Origin of the sequence: Methanobrevibacter oralis (assembly GCF_001639275.1) — an archaeon.
GTDB lineage: Archaea > Methanobacteriota > Methanobacteria > Methanobacteriales > Methanobacteriaceae > Methanocatella > Methanocatella oralis.
On sequence record NZ_LWMU01000070.1, the window covers coordinates 18,049 to 37,886 of the forward strand.

The following is a 19,838-nucleotide window of genomic DNA, read 5'->3' on the forward strand; positions in this document are numbered from 1 at the left end:
GATTTTTTGGATAAAATTATTGAGTATATGCTTGCTGAGGATGAAGGATTTGGAGATGTTACATCTAATGCAGTTGTAGATGAAGGTAAAATAGTTTCTGCTTCTATTATATCTAAAGATGAAGGTATTTTAGCGGGAAGTAATATTATTAGAGATATATTTGAGGAAAAAGGTATTAAAGTACTTTTTTATTTAACAGATGGAAGTGAAATTCATAAAAATGACATAATTATGTATTTAAAAGGAGATGCTAGGACTATTTTACTTCTTGAAAGAACGGTTCTTAACTTAATGATGCGAATGAGTGGGGTAGCTAGTGCAGCTAATCATTATGTAAATTTAGTTAAAGATTATGATGTAAAAATAGCAGGTACTCGTAAAACTTCGCCTGCAATAGCTAAATTTGATAAAATGGCTTTAAGAATTGGCGGTGCCGATACTCATAGATTTAGTTTAGGTGACATGGTTTTAATTAAAGATAATCATATTGCCTCTGTTGGAGATCCTTTAGAAACTCTTTTAAAAGCAAAAAAAAATGTTAGCTTTTCTAAAAAAATTGAAATTGAAGTGGAATCTATTGGGGATGCTATTGATTGTGTTTTAAACAAAGCAGATATTGTAATGTTGGACAATATGGGTAAAAATGATGTAGAAAAAGTTATCAACGAATTAAATAGGCTTAATATACGTGAAAATTCTTTAATTGAAGTGTCTGGTGGAATTACTGAAGATAATATTTTGGACTTTGTTGGATTAGGTGTGGATATAATATCTTTAGGTGCTCTGACTCACTCATCAAGAAGTTTGAATTTTAGTTTGAATTTTGAAAAATCCTAAAAAAAGAAACTTTAATAATACATTAAATTGATATATATTAGAGATTGTTGATTATTATTTTTTTTATATGGTGATTTGATGGTAAAAATGGCTAAATTGGCTTTAGAAGATGGTACGGTTTTGAAAGGGGAAGCTTTTGGTTATAAAACAACTAAATTGGGAGAACTTATTTTTTCTACTGGTATGGGTGGTTATACTGAATCATTAACTGATCCTTCTTTTAAAGGAGAAATTTTAATGTCTACTTACCCGTTAGAAGGGAATCATGGAGTAAGTGAAGATTGGTATCAATCTGATAAAATTCAGGTTGAAGGTTTTGTTGTAAGAGAAGTATGTCATGAAGTCTCTAATTTTTCATCTCAAAGAACTTTAGATGATTTTTTAAAAGAATTTAAAACTCCTGGAATTAGTGGAGTTGATACCCGTGATTTAACACTAAAAATACGTGAAAGGGGTTCACTAAAAGCAGCTATTACAACTGAAACTATTTCTGACGATGAGTTACTTGAAATGGCTAAATCACAGCCAAGTATTGTTGATATGGATTTAGTACATAAAGTATCTACAAAAGATATTAAAGAATTTAAAGAGGATACTAATAAAAAAGTTGCGTTAATTGATTGTGGTGTTAAAAGAAACATTATTAAATCATTTTTAGAAAGAGATATTGGAGTTATTTTATTCCCATATAACACTGATTATAAGACTATTTTAGATTATTCTCCAAATGGATTAATGATTACATCAGGTCCGGGAAATCCAGATAGGGTAGTTGAAACTATTGAAACTATGAAAAAGTTATCTAATAGATTACCGATTTTTGGTATTTGCATGGGTCAACAGTTAATAGCTAAATCTTTTGGGGCTAAATCTTATAAAATGAAATTTGGACATAGGGGAGAAAACCAGCCAGTTAAGGATTTAAACACTGGAAAAGTGTTTATTACTTCTCAAAATCATGGATTTACTTTGGATAAGGAATCACTTAAAGACACAGATTTGGTTTTAACTCAAGTTAATTTAAACGATGGAACTCCTGAAGGAATTTCTCACAAAGAGTTGCCACTTCATTGTATCCAATACCATCCTGAAGCATGTCCAGGTCCAAATGATACAAGAGATGTTTTCGATAAATTTAGTCAAATGATGGATGAATATTAAAATTACCATTTAAAGATTTTTAATGAGGATTATAAATGCCAGTTGATAAGGATATTAAAAAAGTACTAATTATAGGTTCTGGACCTATTCAAATTGGACAAGCAGCAGAGTTCGATTATTCAGGGTCACAAGCTTGTAAATCATTAAAAGAAGAGGGTATTGAAACTGTTTTGGTTAATAGTAATCCTGCTACTATTCAAACAGACATAGATATGGCGGATACTGTTTATACAGAACCATTAACTCCTGAAATTGTTGCAAAAATTATTAAAGAAGAAAAAGTCGATGCAATATTACCTACAATGGGTGGTCAAACAGGTTTAAACATAGCTACTGGACTTGGAGATTTAGGTTTGCTTGATGGTATTAAAGTATTGGGTTCTGATGTTCAAACCATTAAAGATGTTGAAGACCGTGATTTGTTTGGACATTTTATGGAGAGACTTAATGAACCGATTCCTAAATGTAATGCTGTTGAAAGTGTTGAAGAAGCAATAGAGGCTGTTGAGGAAATTGGTTATCCTGTAATTGTAAGACCAGCTTTCACTTTAGGTGGAACTGGTGGTGGAGTTGCCCATAATGAAGAAGAATTAATTGAAATAGCTAGTCATGGATTAGATATGAGTTTCATTAACCAAGTTCTTATTGATGAATCTGTTCTGGGATGGAAAGAAATAGAATATGAAGTTATGAGGGATAAAGAGGATACTTGTATTATTGTATGTAATATGGAGAACATTGATCCAATGGGTATCCACACTGGAGAAAGTGTTGTGGTTGCTCCAGTTCAAAATTTACATGATGAAATCGCTCAGAAATTAAGAGATGCATCTATTAAGATTATTAGGGCTTTAGGAATTCAGGGTGGTTGTAATATACAATTTGCTCTTAATCCTAGAACTAATGAATATAAAGTAATAGAAGTAAATCCACGGGTTTCAAGAAGTAGTGCACTTGCATCTAAAGCAACTGGATATCCTATTGCTAAAATTTCTTCTAAAATAGCTCTTGGAATGACTTTAGACGAAATTAAAAACGACATTACAAAAGAAACTCCTGCTTCATTTGAGCCAGCTATTGATTATATTGTTGTAAAAATCCCAAGATGGCCGTTTGACAAATTCAGAGGGATTAATCGTGAAGTGGGCGTTCAAATGAAAGCTACTGGTGAAGTGATGGCTATTGGAAGAACTTTTGAAGAGGCATTTCATAAAGCACTCAGATCTCTTGATATGGGGTATGATGGATTTGAATACGTTGAATGGTCAAAAGAAAGTTTATCTCATCCAACAGACATGATTTACTTTGAAATTTACTCAGCTATTAAGGATGGATTTGATTTGGATGAAATCCAAAAACTCACTAATATTGATAAATTTTTCATATACAAAATCAGAAACATTGTTAATTTTGAAAATGAAGTTACATGTGAAAAATTAGACGATGAATATTACTTGAGAAAAGCTAAACAACTTGGTTTTTCCAATAAAAGACTAGCTGATTTAACTAATCAAACAGAAGAGTACATTAGAAATTTACTTAACAGATATAATATTAAACAATCTTATAAGATGGTAGATACTTGTGCTGCGGAATTTGAAGCTAAAACTCCGTATTATTATAGTAGTTATGATATTGGAAACGAGTTGGTATCTAACAATAAGAAAAAAGTTGTTATTTTAGGTGCAGGACCTATTAGGATAGGTCAGGGTATTGAATTTGATTACTGCTGTGTACATTCTTCTCTTGCACTTAAAGATGATGATGTTGAAACTATTTTAATTAATAACAATCCAGAAACTGTAAGTACTGATTATGATATTTCAGATAAATTATTCTTTGAGCCAATTACTTTTGAAGATGTGATGGGTATTATTGACCAAGAAAAACCAGATGGTGTTATTGTGCAATTTGGTGGTCAAACATCTATTAATTTGGCAGTTCCACTAGCTAATGCAGGTGTTAAAATATGGGGTACTCCTTATGAAAGTATTGATAGAGTAGAAGACAGAGAATTATTTGCCGAGTTACTTGAAAAACTACATATTCACCAAGCTCCTTATGGAACAGCTAATTCTTTTAAAGAAGCTAGGGAAATTGCAGAAAAAATTTCATTCCCTGTTTTGGTGCGTCCATCTTATGTTATTGGTGGTAGGGCAATGGAAATTGTTTACGATAACGAACAACTTGAAACTTATATGGCTGAAGCTGTTAAAGTATCTCCAGAACATCCTATTTTAGTAGATAAATTTTTAGAAGACGCTATTGAATTAGACGTTGATATTTTATGTGATGGTGAAGATGTATTTATTGCAGGAATCATGGAACATATTGAAGAAGCAGGTGTTCATTCTGGAGATTCAGCTTGTGTAATTCCTCCTCAAACTATTCCTGAGCATATTTTAGATACAATTCGCGAATATTCAACTAAATTAGCTTTAGAATTAGATGTTAAAGGTTTAATGAACATTCAGTATGCAGTTAAACTTGATGAAGAAATGGTTTATATTATTGAAGCTAATCCTCGTGCAAGTAGAACAGTTCCATTTGTAAGTAAGGCTATTGGTGTTCCACTTGCAAAAGTAGCTACTTGGATTATGAATGGTGCTAAATTAAAAGACTTTAATTTAAATAAGGAAATAAAAATCAATCATGTTGCTGTAAAAGAATCTGTATTCCCATTCTTAAAACTTCCAGAATCTGACACTGTTTTAGGTCCAGAAATGAAGTCTACTGGTGAAAGTATTGGTGTTGATGAAAGCTTTGGAATGGCATTTTACAAATCACAACTTGCAGCAGGTATGGATTTGCCTAAAGAAGGTAAAATATTTATTAGTGTTAAATCACAGGATAAAAAGAAAATTAGGCCTATTGCAGAGAAAGCTTATAATTTAGGATTTAGTCTTGTTGCAACATCAGGTACTGCAGATGCAGCAGGAAATGTTGAAATTGAAAAGATTAAAAAAGTTTCACAAGGTTCTCCTAATATTAGGGATGCTATTTTAAATAAAGAAATTGATTTAATTATTAATACTTCTGAAGGTATGCAATCAGCTCGTGATGGATATATTATCAGACGTTTAGCTATTGAATTAGGTATACCATATGTTACTACTTTAGCTGGAGCAAGAGCTGCTTTAAATGCTATTGAAGCTGTTCAAAATAATAAAATTAATGTTAAATCTTTAAATGAGTATGTTGATGGAGTATAATTTTTCTTCATCATTTTAATTACTGTATAAATATTTTTTTATATTAATTCCACATGTAGGACATTCTTTTTCATTTATTTTTAATTTACTTCTACAATTAGGACAATAATTTAATTTAACAGGATATTCTTTATATAAATCAATTTTAATATTAATTTCAATCTTAATGGTATTTGTCTTAATTAATACACTTTTATCCCAATCATTATCAATTAATAATTTTTTATAATAATATGCTTCGGTCATTGTATCATAATAGTCAATGATTTCATCACCTTTTTGAATATAAAATTTTTTCAATTTATGGTTAAAAAGAATTTCTCCTTCCCTTTCTGTTTTATTAATTTTAATTCCTTTTATTCGACCTTTTGGTCTTTTTTCAGGAAAGGGTGGTAATTTCATATTTTCATATTTGTTTTCAAGATCACATTCAACAAGCAAATCATAATCAAAATTACAAAAGAATAATGCATCTCTCTCGTATAAAGCATCAGATAATTTTTTAAACTCCCCATAGTCTTTATTATTATATTTGACCCTGTAAACTTTTCCACTTTTTACAATATTTCGGTAAAAGTATCTTATCTCTTGGGAGTTAATAAAAATCAATCCTGCGATTTTTTTTTAAAAATAAAAGTAATGATCATCCCTTGAAGTATAAAAAGTGTTCATTCTTTTCAGAGTTATTGAGGTTGTATTTATATAGTTATGATCATTACTATAATATTATTACTTTATTCAATATTATAAAGTTAATTGAATAATAAAATTTATTAATATAAATAATTAAATTTTCCTTTAATGTTGACTATAGCTAATGGAATTATTTTAAAAGGTCAGGATTTAAAGCCTACACGAGAAGATATTGTAATTGATGAGGGTAAAATCATTGAAATTGGGAATAACCTTCGTGAAGGTAAAATTATTGATGCAGGTGGGAATTTAGTTTGTCCATCATTTATTAATGGACATACACATATTGGAGATTCAATAATTAAAGATGAAGGATACTCTTTATCTTTAAGTGAAATGGTAAAACCTCCAAATGGTGTTAAACATTGTGCATTAGCTAATGTTGAAGATGATGAGATTATTGAAGCTATGGCATTATCAATGTGGGAAATGCTTGAAAGTGGAACAACTCATTTTATAGATTATCGTGAAGGTGGAATTAAAGGAGTTAAACTTCTTAAAAAAGCATCAAAAGATATTCCTATTAATCCGATTATTTTAGGGCGTGATGATAGTTTTTATGGTGATGATCCCGATTTAAAAAAAGTAAAGATAGCTATTAGAAAGTTATTAAAAATAGCTGATGGGATTGCTCCTAGTGGATTTGGTGAAGTTAGCGATGAGGTAGCTCATTTAATTGTTGAGAAGTGTAATAAATCTGATAAAATTTCATCCATCCATGTAGCCGAATCCAAATCAGCTCAAAGAGACTCACTTAAGAAATATAATAAAACTGAAATTAAAAGAGGAGTTGAATCTAATTTTGACCAATTAGTTCATTTAACTAATCCTTGTGATGACGATTTAAAATTGGTAGCTAATTTTTACAATAATATTGTAGTATGTCCAAGAGCTAATGCAGCTTTAAATGTTGGTGTAGCTCCTTTAAATAAGATGTTTAATTTAGGTATAAACCCACTTTTAGGAACTGATAATGTAATGCTTAATTCACCGGATATGCTTAGAGAATTAGAGTTTAGCTTAAAAATCATGTCTATTTTTTATAAAAATTATTTAGACCCATTGAAATTATTAAAATCTGCAACAACTAATATTTCTAATTTTAGAATTAATAATTATATTAAAAAATCATATATTGAACTAAATAACAATGCAGAACTATTTATTTGTAAATTCATTTCAAAAAATCCTTATTTAAATATAATTAATAGATGTAAAACGAAAAATATATTATATGTTATCAACAAAGTAGATATCAAAGATTATATAATAAATATATAAATCAATTTACTGTGGAGGATGTTAATGATGTATAATAAGATATTAGTCCCAACAGATGGGTCAGAATTCGCAAAAAAAGCTCAGGATCATGCTTTGTTCTTAGCTAAAGTTAGTGGCGCTGAAATTATAGCGATTAGTGTTACTGAAAATCATTTTGTTAACGGACTTCCATTAGAGGATGAAATATATCAATTAAATGAAATATTAAAGGAGCGTTCTGAAAAGAATCTCGATGATTTTGATAAAGAAAATGATGATGATACTATTAAGATTTCTCATATAATTAGAGAAGGATCACCTGCGAAAGTTATTTTAGAAGTCGCTCGTGAAGAAGATGTGGATTTAATTGTAATGGGTAGCTCTGGTAAATCTGGCTTTGATAGATTTATTATGGGTAGTGTTGCAGATAAGGTTGTAAACTCAGCTAAATGTGCAGTATTAGTTATTCATTAGATTTCTTATTTTATTTTAATAATTAAACAATTACATGGTGTTTTTATGTTAGTTAAAAGAGCAATGTCTAAAAATGTTGTTAGTGTTTCCGTACCTGGAAATAGAGAGGAAGTTTTAGACTTAATGAGAAAAGAAGATAAAGCAGTTCTTCCTGTAGTTAAAGGGGAAACTAAGATTGTAGTAGGAGTAATTACTCGTTCAGATTTAATTAATAATCCTGATGAAGAACAAATTGCTATGTTAATGACTAAAAATCCTATTACTGCTCTTCCTAGTGAAGATGTCAGGGATGTCGCTAAAAAAATGATTGAAAATGATATTAGAAGAGTTCCTGTTGTTGATGATGAAGAGGAATTAGTTGGAATTATTACATCATTTGATTTAGTTGCTCAAGCTTTAACAAAAACTGATATTGATGATGCAATTGAAAATTATATGATTACTACTGTACCAACAACTTGGGATCAAACCCCATTAAATGTTGCATTTGAAACTATGAAACAATTTGGTTTAAAATCAATTTTAGCTTTAGATGATAATGCTAAATTGTGTGGTATTTTAACGGAAACGGATTTTATTGCAGAGTCTGAAATTATCTCAGAACGTAGTGAACATAGTTCTACTGTTGGTACTGAAGGAGACAAGTGGTCTTGGGATAGTACTTCAGTATTATACATTGAAAAAAATCGTTTAAAATTCACAAAGAAAGTTGTTGGAGATGTAGCTGTAAGTAATGTGGAAGTTGCTAACTCTAAAACCAAAGTAACTGATTGTGCTAAAAAAATGAAAACAGCACATATTGAACAAATTCCAGTTATTGGTGTTGAAGGAGATTTAGTTGGTCTTGTAAGAGCTAGTGATTTAATTAAGGCATTAGTTGAAGAATAATTGTGGTAAAATGGCGGTTAGTCCGGTATTAGTTATAAAAGTTTTAGATAATACTTCTGTGAAAGTCAGAGTTAGATTAAGGGATGATTTCTCAGAACATGTAATTGTCCTTAATTCCATTCTTACTTATTATTGGGCTAACGATCTTCCTCCTGCTGTTAAATTTTTAGAACTTTTAGAATCTGTTATTAAAAGAACCATTAATGAGGTAATGCCTCATAAAAATCTTAATTTAAAATATGAGGTTATAGCAGATAATGAGTTAGAAAAAGCCTCATCTTTAGAGATTAATATTATTGAAGTTGAAACAGATGATGTTGGTTTTAAATTAGATGGTGCTCAAATTGTTCTTAATAATTTAAGCAAATCTATTGATGAAGATAAAAAAGAGTTTTCTAAAACTTTTGATAAAAATATTGAAACACCAGACATCGTTTTAAAGAGATATCAAGAAATGATTGATTAATTTACACATTTCTTCTTAATTTTGATAATACATCCATAAATTTATCCAAAGCTTCATCATAACTTTTAAAATTTTCTCCTTTTATTAATCCGTTGGAGTATATCGTTATTTTTTCGAGTTTTATTTTCTTATTACTTTTAAAGATTATTTCATTTCCAAGTTTATGTAATGTCTTTTTAAGGTTTATTGTAAATGGAAGCTTATATTTAAATGAACCTCCAACATAGTCTAAACTAATGTATTCATTATCATCAATTGGTGTTAAATTTAAAGCTATTTTTTTAAATCCATTAGATTTTAATTCATCATTTATTTGTTTAAACTTACCATCTTTCATGATTTCTTTAGGATTATCTACTTCATATATACCAAATTCCCCAATATTCCTAAGTTTCACTATTTTGCAATTTGTATTCGTTAAGATGTAATCTTCACAATATTTAATCCGTTCAATATTTTTTTTGCTTAATGATGTGTCTGTTTGAATTCGGGTAGCAAGGCAAGTAGTTGATTTTGAATAACTAATATTATTTTTATCTAAATATTCATGAATTTCCTTAGAAGTAAGTTTTGCTTTAATAAAAGGTGTTTTAAAATTTTCTCTATAAGTAATAAGTATTCCAGGCCTATTATTTACTAAATCACTAATATTGTTGCCATCACAGATAAAGTCAAATCCATTATCTCGAGCAACTCTTTTAATAGTAGTATACATCAAATCTCTACAATTAAAACATCTTTCACTAGTATTTTTTAAAAATTCTTCCTCATTATAAAAATCTAAGTCAATAATTTCATGCTTGATATTGTAAGTCTTAGCAATTTCTTTTGTATTATCAATAAAATTAATGGGCAGTAAATGATTATCAATTGTAATGGCTAATGTATCTTTACTAACCTGTGACGAAAGATAAGCAAGCAAAGTACTATCTGCACCACCCGAAAATCCAATTGCAACCTTTTTATTAGCTAACATGTCTTTTACAACATCTATTTTTTCATTTAACTTCATTGTAATCTTTTATTAATTTCAAAATATATCTAAGTAATTCTTTTCCATCTTCTTTTTTAATATCCTTAGAATCATGGATAAAGTCAATAAGTTTATTTTTTTCACTTTCATTTAGATTAGATTCTTTTAATATTTGTGAATAGTTCCTTCTTGGATAAAAAGTGTTTTTAGCTATTTTCATCAGTTCATCTTTTTGATGTTTGCTGATAATCTTTTTGCTAACAGCATTTGTAAAAACGTAATTCATATTAATTAAAGGTTCAGATAATGTTTCTAATGTATTACTATCAAGCATTACCGCAACATCATCATCAGAAGTGACTTTTCCTGTTGTATATTGTTCATATACATAACCGACACCAATCATTCCTAAACTATCCATTTCTGATGCTCTTAAAGCACCCATACTTGAAGAACCAACTATTGTTATATTTTTATTTAATGCATTGAGGATTTCTTTATGACCTACAGAGGAATTTTGATGAAATTCTCCATCAATTATTCCAATAATTTTAGGATTTTCTTTTAAAGCAAGACCTAAATCACCTCTTTTTATGGGTCTTTTATAAATTACTTCAATATAGTCATTGCTGTCTAGTATTTGACGAGCTTCATCAAAAGAAATAGATAAGCCTGCATAAATTATAATTTTTAGCATATTAATCAAATATTAAAACCCTATCTCCCACTCTTGTAGGATCAATTGCATTTAATTCCATTTTGGGAATTATTACTCGAACAACATTCACATCAAGTTCAGGACGAGTTAAATCAACATATAATACTTTATCAATATTGTTTTTAATTAATTCTTTTTTAACTATATTAATATCCTCGGTTAAGGAATTTGTACTTCTATCTGGGATTGAAGAAAGTTTGATTTTTTCTTCTTCCTCTTTAAAGTAATATTTGTTAATCTTTTTCATACGCTCATAACCTGCTTTTCGTGCAAAATCAGCTCTTAGAGTATCTTCACGAGCACCATGAATTTGTGTTGCTCTACTTTGTGCTACTTCAGTAAGTGCACGCAGTACTGCCACTTCTGGATTTAAATGAGTTCCAATTCCTAAGGTTAAAAGACCAGGATCTTTTAAAACAGTATCGTCACTAGAGGCTGCTATTGTTGGAATATTAACATCGGCAGTTAGATTAAGCAATTTGATTTTAATTCCTTCATCTTCAAACTTACTTAAACTTTCATTAATAATATCGCTTTCAATACTATCTATATCAATTTGTGAGTAGTTTTTATGTGTTATTTCAAAAATGCTCCATGCATCTCTTTCAATAACTTCAAACATCCCATGTAAAATTGCTTCTTTTAAAATATTTCCTGAAGCTAATCCATTGGTGTTTGATTTAAATAAGCTTTGAACCATATTGTCATGGTTATAAGGATGATAAACTGCATTTGAAGGTATATAATAATCTTTATTGGAAATTATGTCATGAGCAATGTTCCATTCAAAATTCATTAAATTAATATTCTCTTGGTTAAAATCTCTTGGCAAATTTAAATCTTTTGGGTGTATAAAATCTCCTTTTGCAGCGATTTGATTGAGATTAGCTATTATTACTTTATCGGCATCTTGTTTTTCAGCAGAATATCTCTCAAAACTTTCCATTATAGCTGAAGCTTTAGCATTTTCAATGGTAATTCCTTTACCGTTGTAAACACTTATTGATCCTTCTTGTGATGTTGGTCTAATTGCTGAGAAAACAGGTAGTCCAATCCTATCTAAATGAGTAATTTCAGTTATACGTGTTATTCCAGCTATTTTTGTTTTGTTTTCATTGATTTTAATTGTTTCACTAGGATGTATTGCTCTGTGAGTTCCTTTAAAGTATTTGATTTCTTCTGTCATTTTAAAATCCTATTAGCATTCTCACTATATTTTCAACACCCATTGTCATAGATGCGTAAGTCATAATTCCTGAAATGGCAATTGTAACAATCCAAACTCCACTATTCCAATTAAGTACTTTTGAACCATCTAAGTTTCCAATAGGAATTAAATTAAATGTAGCCAAAAAACTATTAATTGAATAACCTAGGGAACATACTATGAATATTTGGCCAAAAGCACTGTTATGTATTGCATTTGGATAAACTAGGCTTGCTACAATTAAAAATATTATTGCAAGTATAATATTTACAACAGGTCCAGCCACGGAAATTTTTCCATTAACTTCATCTGTAATATAGTTTCCATAAGTGTAAACTGCACCAGGAGCTGCAAATACAAATCCAAAAAGAGATGTAATAAGCGCTAATATTAATCCTTGTGGCCATAATTTAAATTCAGCCCAATAACCATATCTCATAGATGTAAACTTATGTCCAAGTTCGTGTAAGATAAAACCAAGACCTACACCAACCATGACCATGGGAAGGATGGATAATACAACATTTGAATCTCTTCCAGCATATAATAATGCAAAACAAAGGGAAATAATGAAAAATGCTATAATTAAATCTCTTATTTCGTTAAATGTAAATTTAAACATATTGTTAAAATATCTAACTTTATATATAAAAGTTTTTTCTAATAATTAAATATGGATTATAATAAATTACATATCAACAATATTTTAAAAGATATGGAAGAAGATAAATTTCAAGCTTACATTCTTACACAATTTACAAATGTGGAATATATTTCTAATTACAAACCAACTAGTTTTGCTTTTTGTCTAATTAAAGAAGAACCGATTATTTATGTTTCAAAAATGGATATGGAAATAGCTAGACTAAATTCATCAATTGAAGTTAAAGAATTCGAGTCATTCTCAAAAATGGTAGATGAACTTAAAAGCGAAGGAATTAAGAGTTTAGCTATTGAACCTAGCTTAGAATTTAATATTTATGAAAAATTTATGAATGATTTTTCTATTAATTCTAAAACTTATGTTGACAAACAACGATCTATTAAAACTCCTGAAGAAATAGATAATATAGAAAAAGCAACTAATATTGCACAAAAGGCATTTTTAGAATTAGATATTTTAAATAGAAAAGATAAGGAAACTCAAATAGCTTTTGACTTAGTTAGAATGATGATTGAAAATGGAGCATCAAAAGAGTCATTTGACACTATTGTAACAAGTGGAACTAATTCAAGTTTGCCACATGCTGTTCCTGAAGCTAAAAAGCTTGAAAATCCAATTTTAATTGACTGGGGAGCAAAATATAATGGTTATTGTTCTGATAATACCCGTACAATGGTCTATAAGGAATCTCATCAGGAAATTTGGGATATTGTGGCAGAAGCTCATGATGAGGCAATTAAAGCTATAAAACCGGGTCTTAAATGTTGTGAAATTGATAAAGTAGCTAGAGATATTATTTCTGAATATGGATATGGGGATAACTTTATTCACTCAACTGGCCATAGTTTAGGTTTAGATATTCATGAATCTCCAACATTCTCATTTCGTGATGAGACTATAGTTGAAGAGGGCATGGTTATTACTGTCGAACCGGGTATTTATTTGGAAGGTGATTTTGGAGTAAGACTTGAAGATACAATTGCTATTTCTAAAAAAGCTAAAATTATAGGAGATTTACCATTAAAAATTTGATGATAAGCACTGCCTCACTCACAACAATTAATCATCAAACAATCAAACAAATACACCGCTACTAGATTTTGTAGTTTATCTAGGGATAGTAGATATGTATTAATTGAATGTAAATTAGGAAGTAGTAAAACTGAAGAAGGAACACAAAATTTACTTAAAATTAATTGAAAAAAATAATAAAATTCGAAAACCAAGTTTTTTAGCTGTTTTAACTGAAGGTAATGTTGATTATACTCGAAAAGATGGTGTTAATATGATTTCTATTTGATGTTTGATGTGATATTTAGATCGTTATTTTGTTTTTGATATTTCATAATAGTGTTATTTTCAACTTGAAGTAATACTTATATACTATAAATGTATTACATATTATTCATGAAATTAAAAATAATTGATGATATGGCTTTGTTTTTAGATAATAATCTCTCAGAGAATCAATTATCTAAAGTGCAGGATTTTATACTAAGTGGTGCAATTTTTATAGGTGCATCTAAATTTTTATCCATGCTTATAATTTTAATAATAACTCTAGAATTAGTGTTTGCAACAATTTCAATATTGTTGAATCTGCCGATGTCAGTTTTAATTCTACCTTTATTTATTCTTCCAGGAATTTTCACATATGTATTGATCATGCAAGAAAGACGAGCATCTGAAATTGAGAAAGTAGCTCCTGACTTTTTACGCCAACTTTCAACAATGCTTAAGGTAGGTCTTAGTTTTGAAAATGCTATGGAAGACATGTCTAAATACGGTCAAGGACCACTCTATGATGAAGTTAAAAGGACTATAATCGAAATTAGGATGGGTAGGAACTTTGATGATGCATGGATAGCTATGTCTAAGCGTTTAAAATCAAGGGATCTTGAAAGAATTTTTTTAATAATTCTTGATGGTCGTAAAAGTGGTTCGAGCATGGCAAATGTGATAAATAATGTATCTGATGATTTACGAGATTTGCTTGCTTTAAAACGTGAGAGAAAAGCTACTGTTATGATGTCGGTAATGTTTTTATTTATATCTGCTGTTATTGCAACACCTTTTGCATTAGCTATGGTTAGTATTTATTCTGGTTTTATGCAAAACTTTGGAGAATCATCACAATTAATTCTTGTAACTCCAATTGTTGGTCAAATTTATTTAATAATCCATTCGATTTTGGTAAGCTTTATAATTAGTATTATTATGTATGGTAAGGCAAAAAAGGGTGTTAAGTTTACTATTCCAATCCTTTTTATAGCATATATTATTTTTTATGCAGTTTCAAATTTTGGAGGTTCTTTTTTAATGTAGGTGATATTATGGAGTCTAATGCACAAGCATCAGCAGAATTTATTTTGTTGTTTGGAGGAATAATTGTCGTTGTTTTATTAGTTATATATTATTATAAAATATATTTAAGGGATTTATCTGGTGAATTGTCCTCTAAGGAAATTAAAGAATTTGACTATGAATTAAAAAGTTTTTCAAATTATTTTAAATGATATATCCATGTTATTATCATAGATATTATACATGAAATAATTATTGCTGGGGGGTAGAATAGATATCCGATTATAATTCCAAATATGAGTGTAATTGATGGTAAAATTTGGCCTTTATAATTTCCTATAAGTACTCTAAGAGCTATATTTGCAGGATCAGATGATATTAATGCTCTTACAGAAAACATATTTATTAATGAAATAATGATGAAGTCAAGTCCATACAAGAATTGTGCAATGAATGTGTTGAAATTATTTGAAACAAATATTGTAATGAATGGTAGAAATGATATTACAAACAATGAAAATGCTTCTAACCAAATTACTTTTTGATTAATATTATTAACAATACTAAAAAAATTATGGTGGTAGTTCCAATAATTAAATATAACTACAAAACTAATTGCATAAGTAATAAAATCAAGATATCGAGCTCCAAGGGATGTCCAAGTCCCATTAAGGGGTAAAAGAATTCCTAATATAATAATTGTAATTAAAATAGCCAATATTGCATCTACGAATCCTTCAAACCTTTCAGTTTTCATTGGAGTATTATCGTTTCTTCCAATCCATATCCATGCGAAAATAGCTAAAAAGTTACATACAACTATTCCTAGTGAAAATATTGTATATGTTAATATAAATCCAATTAAAATAAATATTAGGGGGATATGAATATATTTTGAACTTTGAACTGTTTTTTGTAGTTCTTTATTGTAAGGATCGTTTTTAATCAGTGCTTTTATAGATAATGTGTAAAAAATATGGGTTAATAAAAATATTATCCCCATACATGTTTCGGCAGCTACTGAATATAAATTATTAGCTAACCATATTGTAAAATAAGGGATTATTGACATTAAAAAAAGGATAATTCCATTTAAAATAACGGTTATATTGTCAATTTGTTTTACTCGATAGAACAAGTTATGATTACTACGCCACATATTAAATACAATTAAAAAACTCATTAAATAGGAAATATATTGGTCTTTAAATTCCCATAATGCGCTAAATGTTGCTTCATTTGGTTGTGTGAACTTTAATACTAAAACCGTGATGATAATTGCAATTATTGCATCTGCAAATGTTTCAAATCTTCCACTATCCATATAGCTAATTTTTAGTTTTTTTACTATAAAACTATAACTTTAAATAATAATTTATTCTAATATTATATGTTGATATATGCAACAATTAATGGAGGAATTAATTAATGACAAATAAATTAGTAGCTTACTTTTCAGCAAGTGGTACAACAAAAAATATAGCAGAAAAAATGGCTAAAGTAGCCGGTGCTGATATTTATGAAATTGAAGCAGAAGAAAAATACACTGATGCGGATTTAGATTGGACCAATCCAGAAAGTAGAACTTCAATAGAAATGAATAAAAATAGAGATTTTAGACCTCCAATTGCTGGTAATGTAGTAGATATTTCTCAATATGATACATTGATTATTGGCTTTCCAATTTGGTGGTATGTAGCTCCAACAATTATAAATACTTTCTTAGAACAATATGATTTAAACGGTAAAAAAATTGTTTTATTTGCAACATCTGGGTCAAGTGACATGGGAAATACAATAAAAGAATTAAAACCTTCAGCTTCAGGAGCAGAATTTGTTGCAGAGAAAAGATTTGCTTCAAGCACATCTCAAAATGAAATTTTTGAATGGTTTGAATCATTAAATATTTAACTTTTTCAAAATTCATATTAACACCATTTGATATATTAATAAATCGAAGGTGTTAATATGGACATGTTAATAGGTGGAAAACACATAACTTGTGATGATTTAGAAGAAGTTAAAAACCCATTTAATGATGAAGTTATAGATACTGTACCAATAGCTCACTTGCAGCATGCTAAAATGGCTATCAAAGCCGCCAATAATGCTAAAAAAGATTTAGTTGAAATGTCTGCTTTTAAAGTTTCAAATAAATTATATACAATTTGTGAAAAATTAAAAGAAAAACGTGAAGAATTTGCAGAACTTTTAACTTTAGAAGTTGGTAAACCAATAAATGAATCATTAGTTGAACTTAACAGATCAATTGAAACATTAAAACTTGCTGCTGAAGAAGCTAAAAGAATCTATGGTGAATCAGTTCCACTAGATGCAGGACTAAATGGTAAAGGCTTTTTTGCATTTACTCAAAGAATTCCATTAGGTGTTGTTGCAGCAATTACTCCTTTTAATTATCCACTAAATTTAACAATTCACAAAATAGCTCCAGCTATTGCTTGTAAAAATACTGTAATTATCAAGCCACCTACTGATGCGCCGTTAACTGTTATGAAATTCGCTGAAATTGTAAATGAAGAATTTCCTGATGGAATAATTAATACTGTAACTGGATATGGTTCAGAAGTTGGGGATGCACTTGTATCATCAGCAGATATTGATAAAATATCATTTACAGGTAGTATTACAACTGGTTTAATGATAGCACAAAGAGCAGGAATGAAAAAAGTTACATTAGAACTAGGGGGAAATGACCCATTAATCATACTTAAGGATGCGAACATTGATTTAGCAGTTAAAGGAGTTATAAATGGAGCTTATTTAAATGCAGGTCAAGTATGTATGGGTGTTAAAAGAATTATTGTTGAAAGGGAGATAGCTAGTGAATTTACAAAAAGACTAGTTAAAGAAACACAAAAACTTAAAATGGGAAATCCATTGGACTCTAAAACCACACTTGGAACATTAATCAGTGAAGATGCTGCTCGTCATGTCGAAGAAGCAGTAAATAATGCAGTTAATGGTGGTGCTAAAATATTAACTGGTGGCAATCGTAATGGAGCATTTTATGAAGCTACTGTAATTGATGATGTTACACCTAAAATGGATTTAGTTGTTAATGAAACATTTGGGCCAGTAGCTCCAATAATTAAGGTAGATTCTCTTGAAGAAGCTATTAGTGTAGCTAATGATACTGAATATGGTCTTCAAGCAGGTGTTTTTACGGAAAGCTATAGAAATGCAATGAAATGTGCTGATGAAATTGAAGCAGGAACAGTATTTATAAATAAACAATCTACTTTTAGAACTGATAACATGCCATTTGGAGGTTTTAAAAGTAGTGGGGTTGGAAAAGAGGGAATTAAATATGCTGTTAATGAAATGACTAAAACAAAATTAATTGCTTTAAATTTAAGATAATTCCCTTTTTTTATTATTCTGTGGGTTATTTAATAATAAGTAGGAATTTTTAGTCATTAGTTTGTAGTTCATATGCTGTATTGTTTCTAACGCCTGCCATTAATTGTAGTTTTTCTATTAGGTCTAGTTTTATTCTTATGGGTTGTAGTTTAGGATTAGTTTGATTATTTTGTCTAAAAAATTGTTGTTGAATGTTTTATCCACGATTTTATTACTATTTAATTTAATTTGTTCTAATGATTATGGTCCATTTCTAACATTTTTTTTAACAGATGGAGAATATTTTTGAAATATGTGCTATATTTTTATTTCCAATCATAATCTACTAATACTTTTAAAATACTTTAAATTCTTTTTTTATTTGTATCTTAACTATTTAAAAGATATGCAACTTGAATATAGGTTATTTTGAATTGTTTTTTACAATCAAAATCAACTTCTAAATTACCAATTTTCAAATACTAATAGCTATATAAATATCATATCTTTCTTGCAAAATAGGTGTTGATTAATTTTTCCCATTTTGGAATAACTTTATTTAGTTAACAATTAATACTAAAGTTTTCAGTTAGGTGAAAATTAAAATAAAAAACAGTAAAGTTTTTTATTTATTATGTGCAATGGTTAATTTCAGTAACATATTCAAGTTTTATGTATTAACGCAAAAAATGTGTTAAGATTATTTAATTATAACTTTACTAAATTATTTTAAATAAGATTCAATAAGGTTACGTGTTTCATTAAGGGATTCCATTGGTATTCCTTTTGGTATTTCGCCAAGTTCTCCATCAACATCTTTTAGAATGCTTCCATTCATTCCTAAAAACATTCCTTCACTAACAGTTTCCATAAATGTTTGTGGTGGTAATAATGATACTCCAACATTTATTCCTTCTTTGATAGTTAAATCATTAGTTACAACTGTAATAGCTTTTTTTCTTAAATTAACATTACAAATCATTAATGAATCAGCATTTGGATGTTTAGTAACACTCATAACTTCTCCAATTTTTATATCTATTCCTATAATGGGATCATTAATTGGACCAAGCGCTAACCTATTTTTAAGTCCTAATATAGTATCTAAGAAAAATTTTACCTTAGCAATATTCTCCATTGTTTTTTGTTTATCTTCTTTAGGAGCATTATTTAAGAATTTTTTATTCCAGTCATCTCCTCCTAAGCATTCAATGATTTTTTTGGTTTTTTCAATTAAAGTAGCTACATTTGGAGAATTTACAAGTTCATCTCCCTCAAGGTAAGAGTAGATTAATGATTGAAAATCACTATTCATGGTTTTAGCTACATCAATAGCTTGTTTTTTATTCCAATTTCCTCTAAATGATGCTGTTGGAATGAGATTTAAGTAGTTCTCTTTTGCTTTACTAGCTACTAAAATTCTATAATCTTTTGTTGTATCCCACAATTTGAAATCCCCTTTATTTTTTAATATTTATTTAATTTTAAACTTTAATATATTTTTTCTATTTTAAAAAAGCTTTAATCTTTTATTAAAACATAAAGTATTTATATTAACAACAAAATAAACTTATACATATATATTAATCATTATTAAAGATTAATTTTTATCAGTGGTGTT

General features: G+C 28.8%; 19 protein-coding genes. 12 read left to right on the forward strand and 7 right to left on the reverse strand.

Features of this window, described 5'->3' with window-relative positions; translation table 11 throughout:
- The first annotated feature begins 6 nt into the window (after positions 1-6).
- The 3 genes from nadC (at position 7) to carB (ending at position 5,210) form a co-directional block, all read left to right on the forward strand.
- Complete coding sequence (gene nadC, locus MBORA_RS05720) at positions 7-837, forward strand: carboxylating nicotinate-nucleotide diphosphorylase (protein WP_042694137.1); 831 nt, start codon at positions 7-9, stop codon at positions 835-837.
- A 78-nt stretch (positions 838-915) separates the two neighbouring features.
- Entirely contained in the window at positions 916-1,998 is a 1,083-nt protein-coding gene (carA, locus tag MBORA_RS05725) for a glutamine-hydrolyzing carbamoyl-phosphate synthase small subunit (RefSeq protein WP_042694139.1), read from the forward strand.
- Between the two features lie 35 nt (positions 1,999-2,033).
- On the forward strand, positions 2,034-5,210 hold the full coding sequence (gene carB / locus MBORA_RS05730) for a carbamoyl-phosphate synthase large subunit (protein WP_042694140.1): 3,177 nt from the start codon (positions 2,034-2,036) through the stop codon (positions 5,208-5,210).
- A gap of 15 nt (positions 5,211-5,225) precedes the next feature.
- Here the strand turns inward: carB and MBORA_RS05735 are convergent, their stop codons facing one another.
- Positions 5,226-5,819 carry a hypothetical protein gene (locus MBORA_RS05735; protein WP_042694141.1) on the reverse strand — a complete coding sequence of 198 codons (594 nt, stop codon included), beginning with the start codon at positions 5,817-5,819 and terminating at the stop codon, positions 5,226-5,228.
- Between the two features lie 192 nt (positions 5,820-6,011).
- Between MBORA_RS05735 and MBORA_RS05740 the strand changes: the two genes are divergently transcribed.
- The 4 genes from MBORA_RS05740 to MBORA_RS05755 are packed head-to-tail and all read left to right on the forward strand — an operon-like array spanning position 6,012 to position 8,991.
- Entirely contained in the window at positions 6,012-7,184 is a 1,173-nt protein-coding gene (locus MBORA_RS05740; RefSeq protein WP_042694143.1) for an amidohydrolase family protein, read from the forward strand.
- Between the two features lie 27 nt (positions 7,185-7,211).
- Positions 7,212-7,637 (forward strand): universal stress protein, encoded by a 426-nt coding sequence (locus MBORA_RS05745; protein ID WP_042694254.1) that lies wholly within the window; start codon positions 7,212-7,214, stop codon positions 7,635-7,637.
- A 45-nt stretch (positions 7,638-7,682) separates the two neighbouring features.
- Positions 7,683-8,525, forward strand: coding sequence for a CBS domain-containing protein (locus tag MBORA_RS05750; RefSeq protein ID WP_042694145.1), 843 nt, complete (start codon positions 7,683-7,685; stop codon positions 8,523-8,525).
- A 10-nt stretch (positions 8,526-8,535) separates the two neighbouring features.
- Positions 8,536-8,991: a hypothetical protein gene (locus MBORA_RS05755; RefSeq protein ID WP_042694146.1), complete on the forward strand. Its 456-nt coding sequence runs from the start codon at positions 8,536-8,538 to the stop codon at positions 8,989-8,991.
- Position 8,992: 1 nt separating this feature from the next.
- Here the strand turns inward: MBORA_RS05755 and MBORA_RS05760 are convergent, their stop codons facing one another.
- The 4 genes from MBORA_RS05760 to MBORA_RS05775 are packed head-to-tail and all read right to left on the reverse strand — an operon-like array spanning position 8,993 to position 12,511.
- Positions 8,993-10,003, reverse strand: coding sequence for an ATP-binding protein (locus MBORA_RS05760; protein WP_063720367.1), 1,011 nt, complete (start codon positions 10,001-10,003; stop codon positions 8,993-8,995).
- Positions 9,990-10,661, reverse strand: a complete 672-nt coding sequence (locus MBORA_RS05765; RefSeq protein ID WP_042694256.1) for a TfuA-related McrA-glycine thioamidation protein — start codon at positions 10,659-10,661, stop codon at positions 9,990-9,992. The genes MBORA_RS05760 and MBORA_RS05765 overlap by 14 nt, the downstream gene beginning before the upstream one ends.
- Position 10,662: 1 nt before the next feature.
- Positions 10,663-11,868 carry a YcaO-related McrA-glycine thioamidation protein gene (locus tag MBORA_RS05770; RefSeq protein WP_042694147.1) on the reverse strand — a complete coding sequence of 402 codons (1,206 nt, stop codon included), beginning with the start codon at positions 11,866-11,868 and terminating at the stop codon, positions 10,663-10,665.
- Between the two features lies 1 nt (position 11,869).
- Positions 11,870-12,511, reverse strand: a complete 642-nt coding sequence (locus MBORA_RS05775) for a site-2 protease family protein (protein WP_042694149.1) — start codon at positions 12,509-12,511, stop codon at positions 11,870-11,872.
- A gap of 51 nt (positions 12,512-12,562) precedes the next feature.
- On the opposite strand from MBORA_RS05775, the gene MBORA_RS05780 reads away from it, so the two are divergent.
- The 3 genes from MBORA_RS05780 (at position 12,563) to MBORA_RS05790 (ending at position 15,069) form a co-directional block, all read left to right on the forward strand.
- A complete protein-coding gene (locus MBORA_RS05780) occupies positions 12,563-13,585 on the forward strand; it encodes a M24 family metallopeptidase (RefSeq protein ID WP_042694151.1) in 1,023 nt (340 codons plus the stop codon).
- Positions 13,586-13,960: 375 nt separating this feature from the next.
- Positions 13,961-14,878, forward strand: a complete 918-nt coding sequence (locus tag MBORA_RS05785; RefSeq protein ID WP_042694258.1) for a type II secretion system F family protein — start codon at positions 13,961-13,963, stop codon at positions 14,876-14,878.
- A gap of 8 nt (positions 14,879-14,886) precedes the next feature.
- A complete protein-coding gene (locus MBORA_RS05790; protein ID WP_231475979.1) occupies positions 14,887-15,069 on the forward strand; it encodes a class III signal peptide-containing protein in 183 nt (60 codons plus the stop codon).
- Here MBORA_RS05790 and MBORA_RS11140 read toward each other — a convergent pair.
- Positions 15,057-16,181 (reverse strand): TMEM175 family protein, encoded by a 1,125-nt coding sequence (locus MBORA_RS11140; RefSeq protein ID WP_081738400.1) that lies wholly within the window; start codon positions 16,179-16,181, stop codon positions 15,057-15,059. The genes MBORA_RS05790 and MBORA_RS11140 overlap by 13 nt on opposite strands.
- 104 nt (positions 16,182-16,285) lie before the next feature.
- Between MBORA_RS11140 and MBORA_RS05800 the strand changes: the two genes are divergently transcribed.
- A complete protein-coding gene (locus tag MBORA_RS05800) occupies positions 16,286-16,768 on the forward strand; it encodes a flavodoxin (protein WP_063720368.1) in 483 nt (160 codons plus the stop codon).
- A 57-nt stretch (positions 16,769-16,825) separates the two neighbouring features.
- Positions 16,826-18,238, forward strand: a complete 1,413-nt coding sequence (locus MBORA_RS05805) for a lactaldehyde dehydrogenase (RefSeq protein ID WP_042694154.1) — start codon at positions 16,826-16,828, stop codon at positions 18,236-18,238.
- A gap of 703 nt (positions 18,239-18,941) precedes the next feature.
- Here MBORA_RS05805 and MBORA_RS05810 read toward each other — a convergent pair.
- Complete coding sequence (locus tag MBORA_RS05810; RefSeq protein WP_063720369.1) at positions 18,942-19,664, reverse strand: tRNA-binding protein; 723 nt, start codon at positions 19,662-19,664, stop codon at positions 18,942-18,944.
- Between the last annotated feature and the right edge of the window lie 174 nt (positions 19,665-19,838).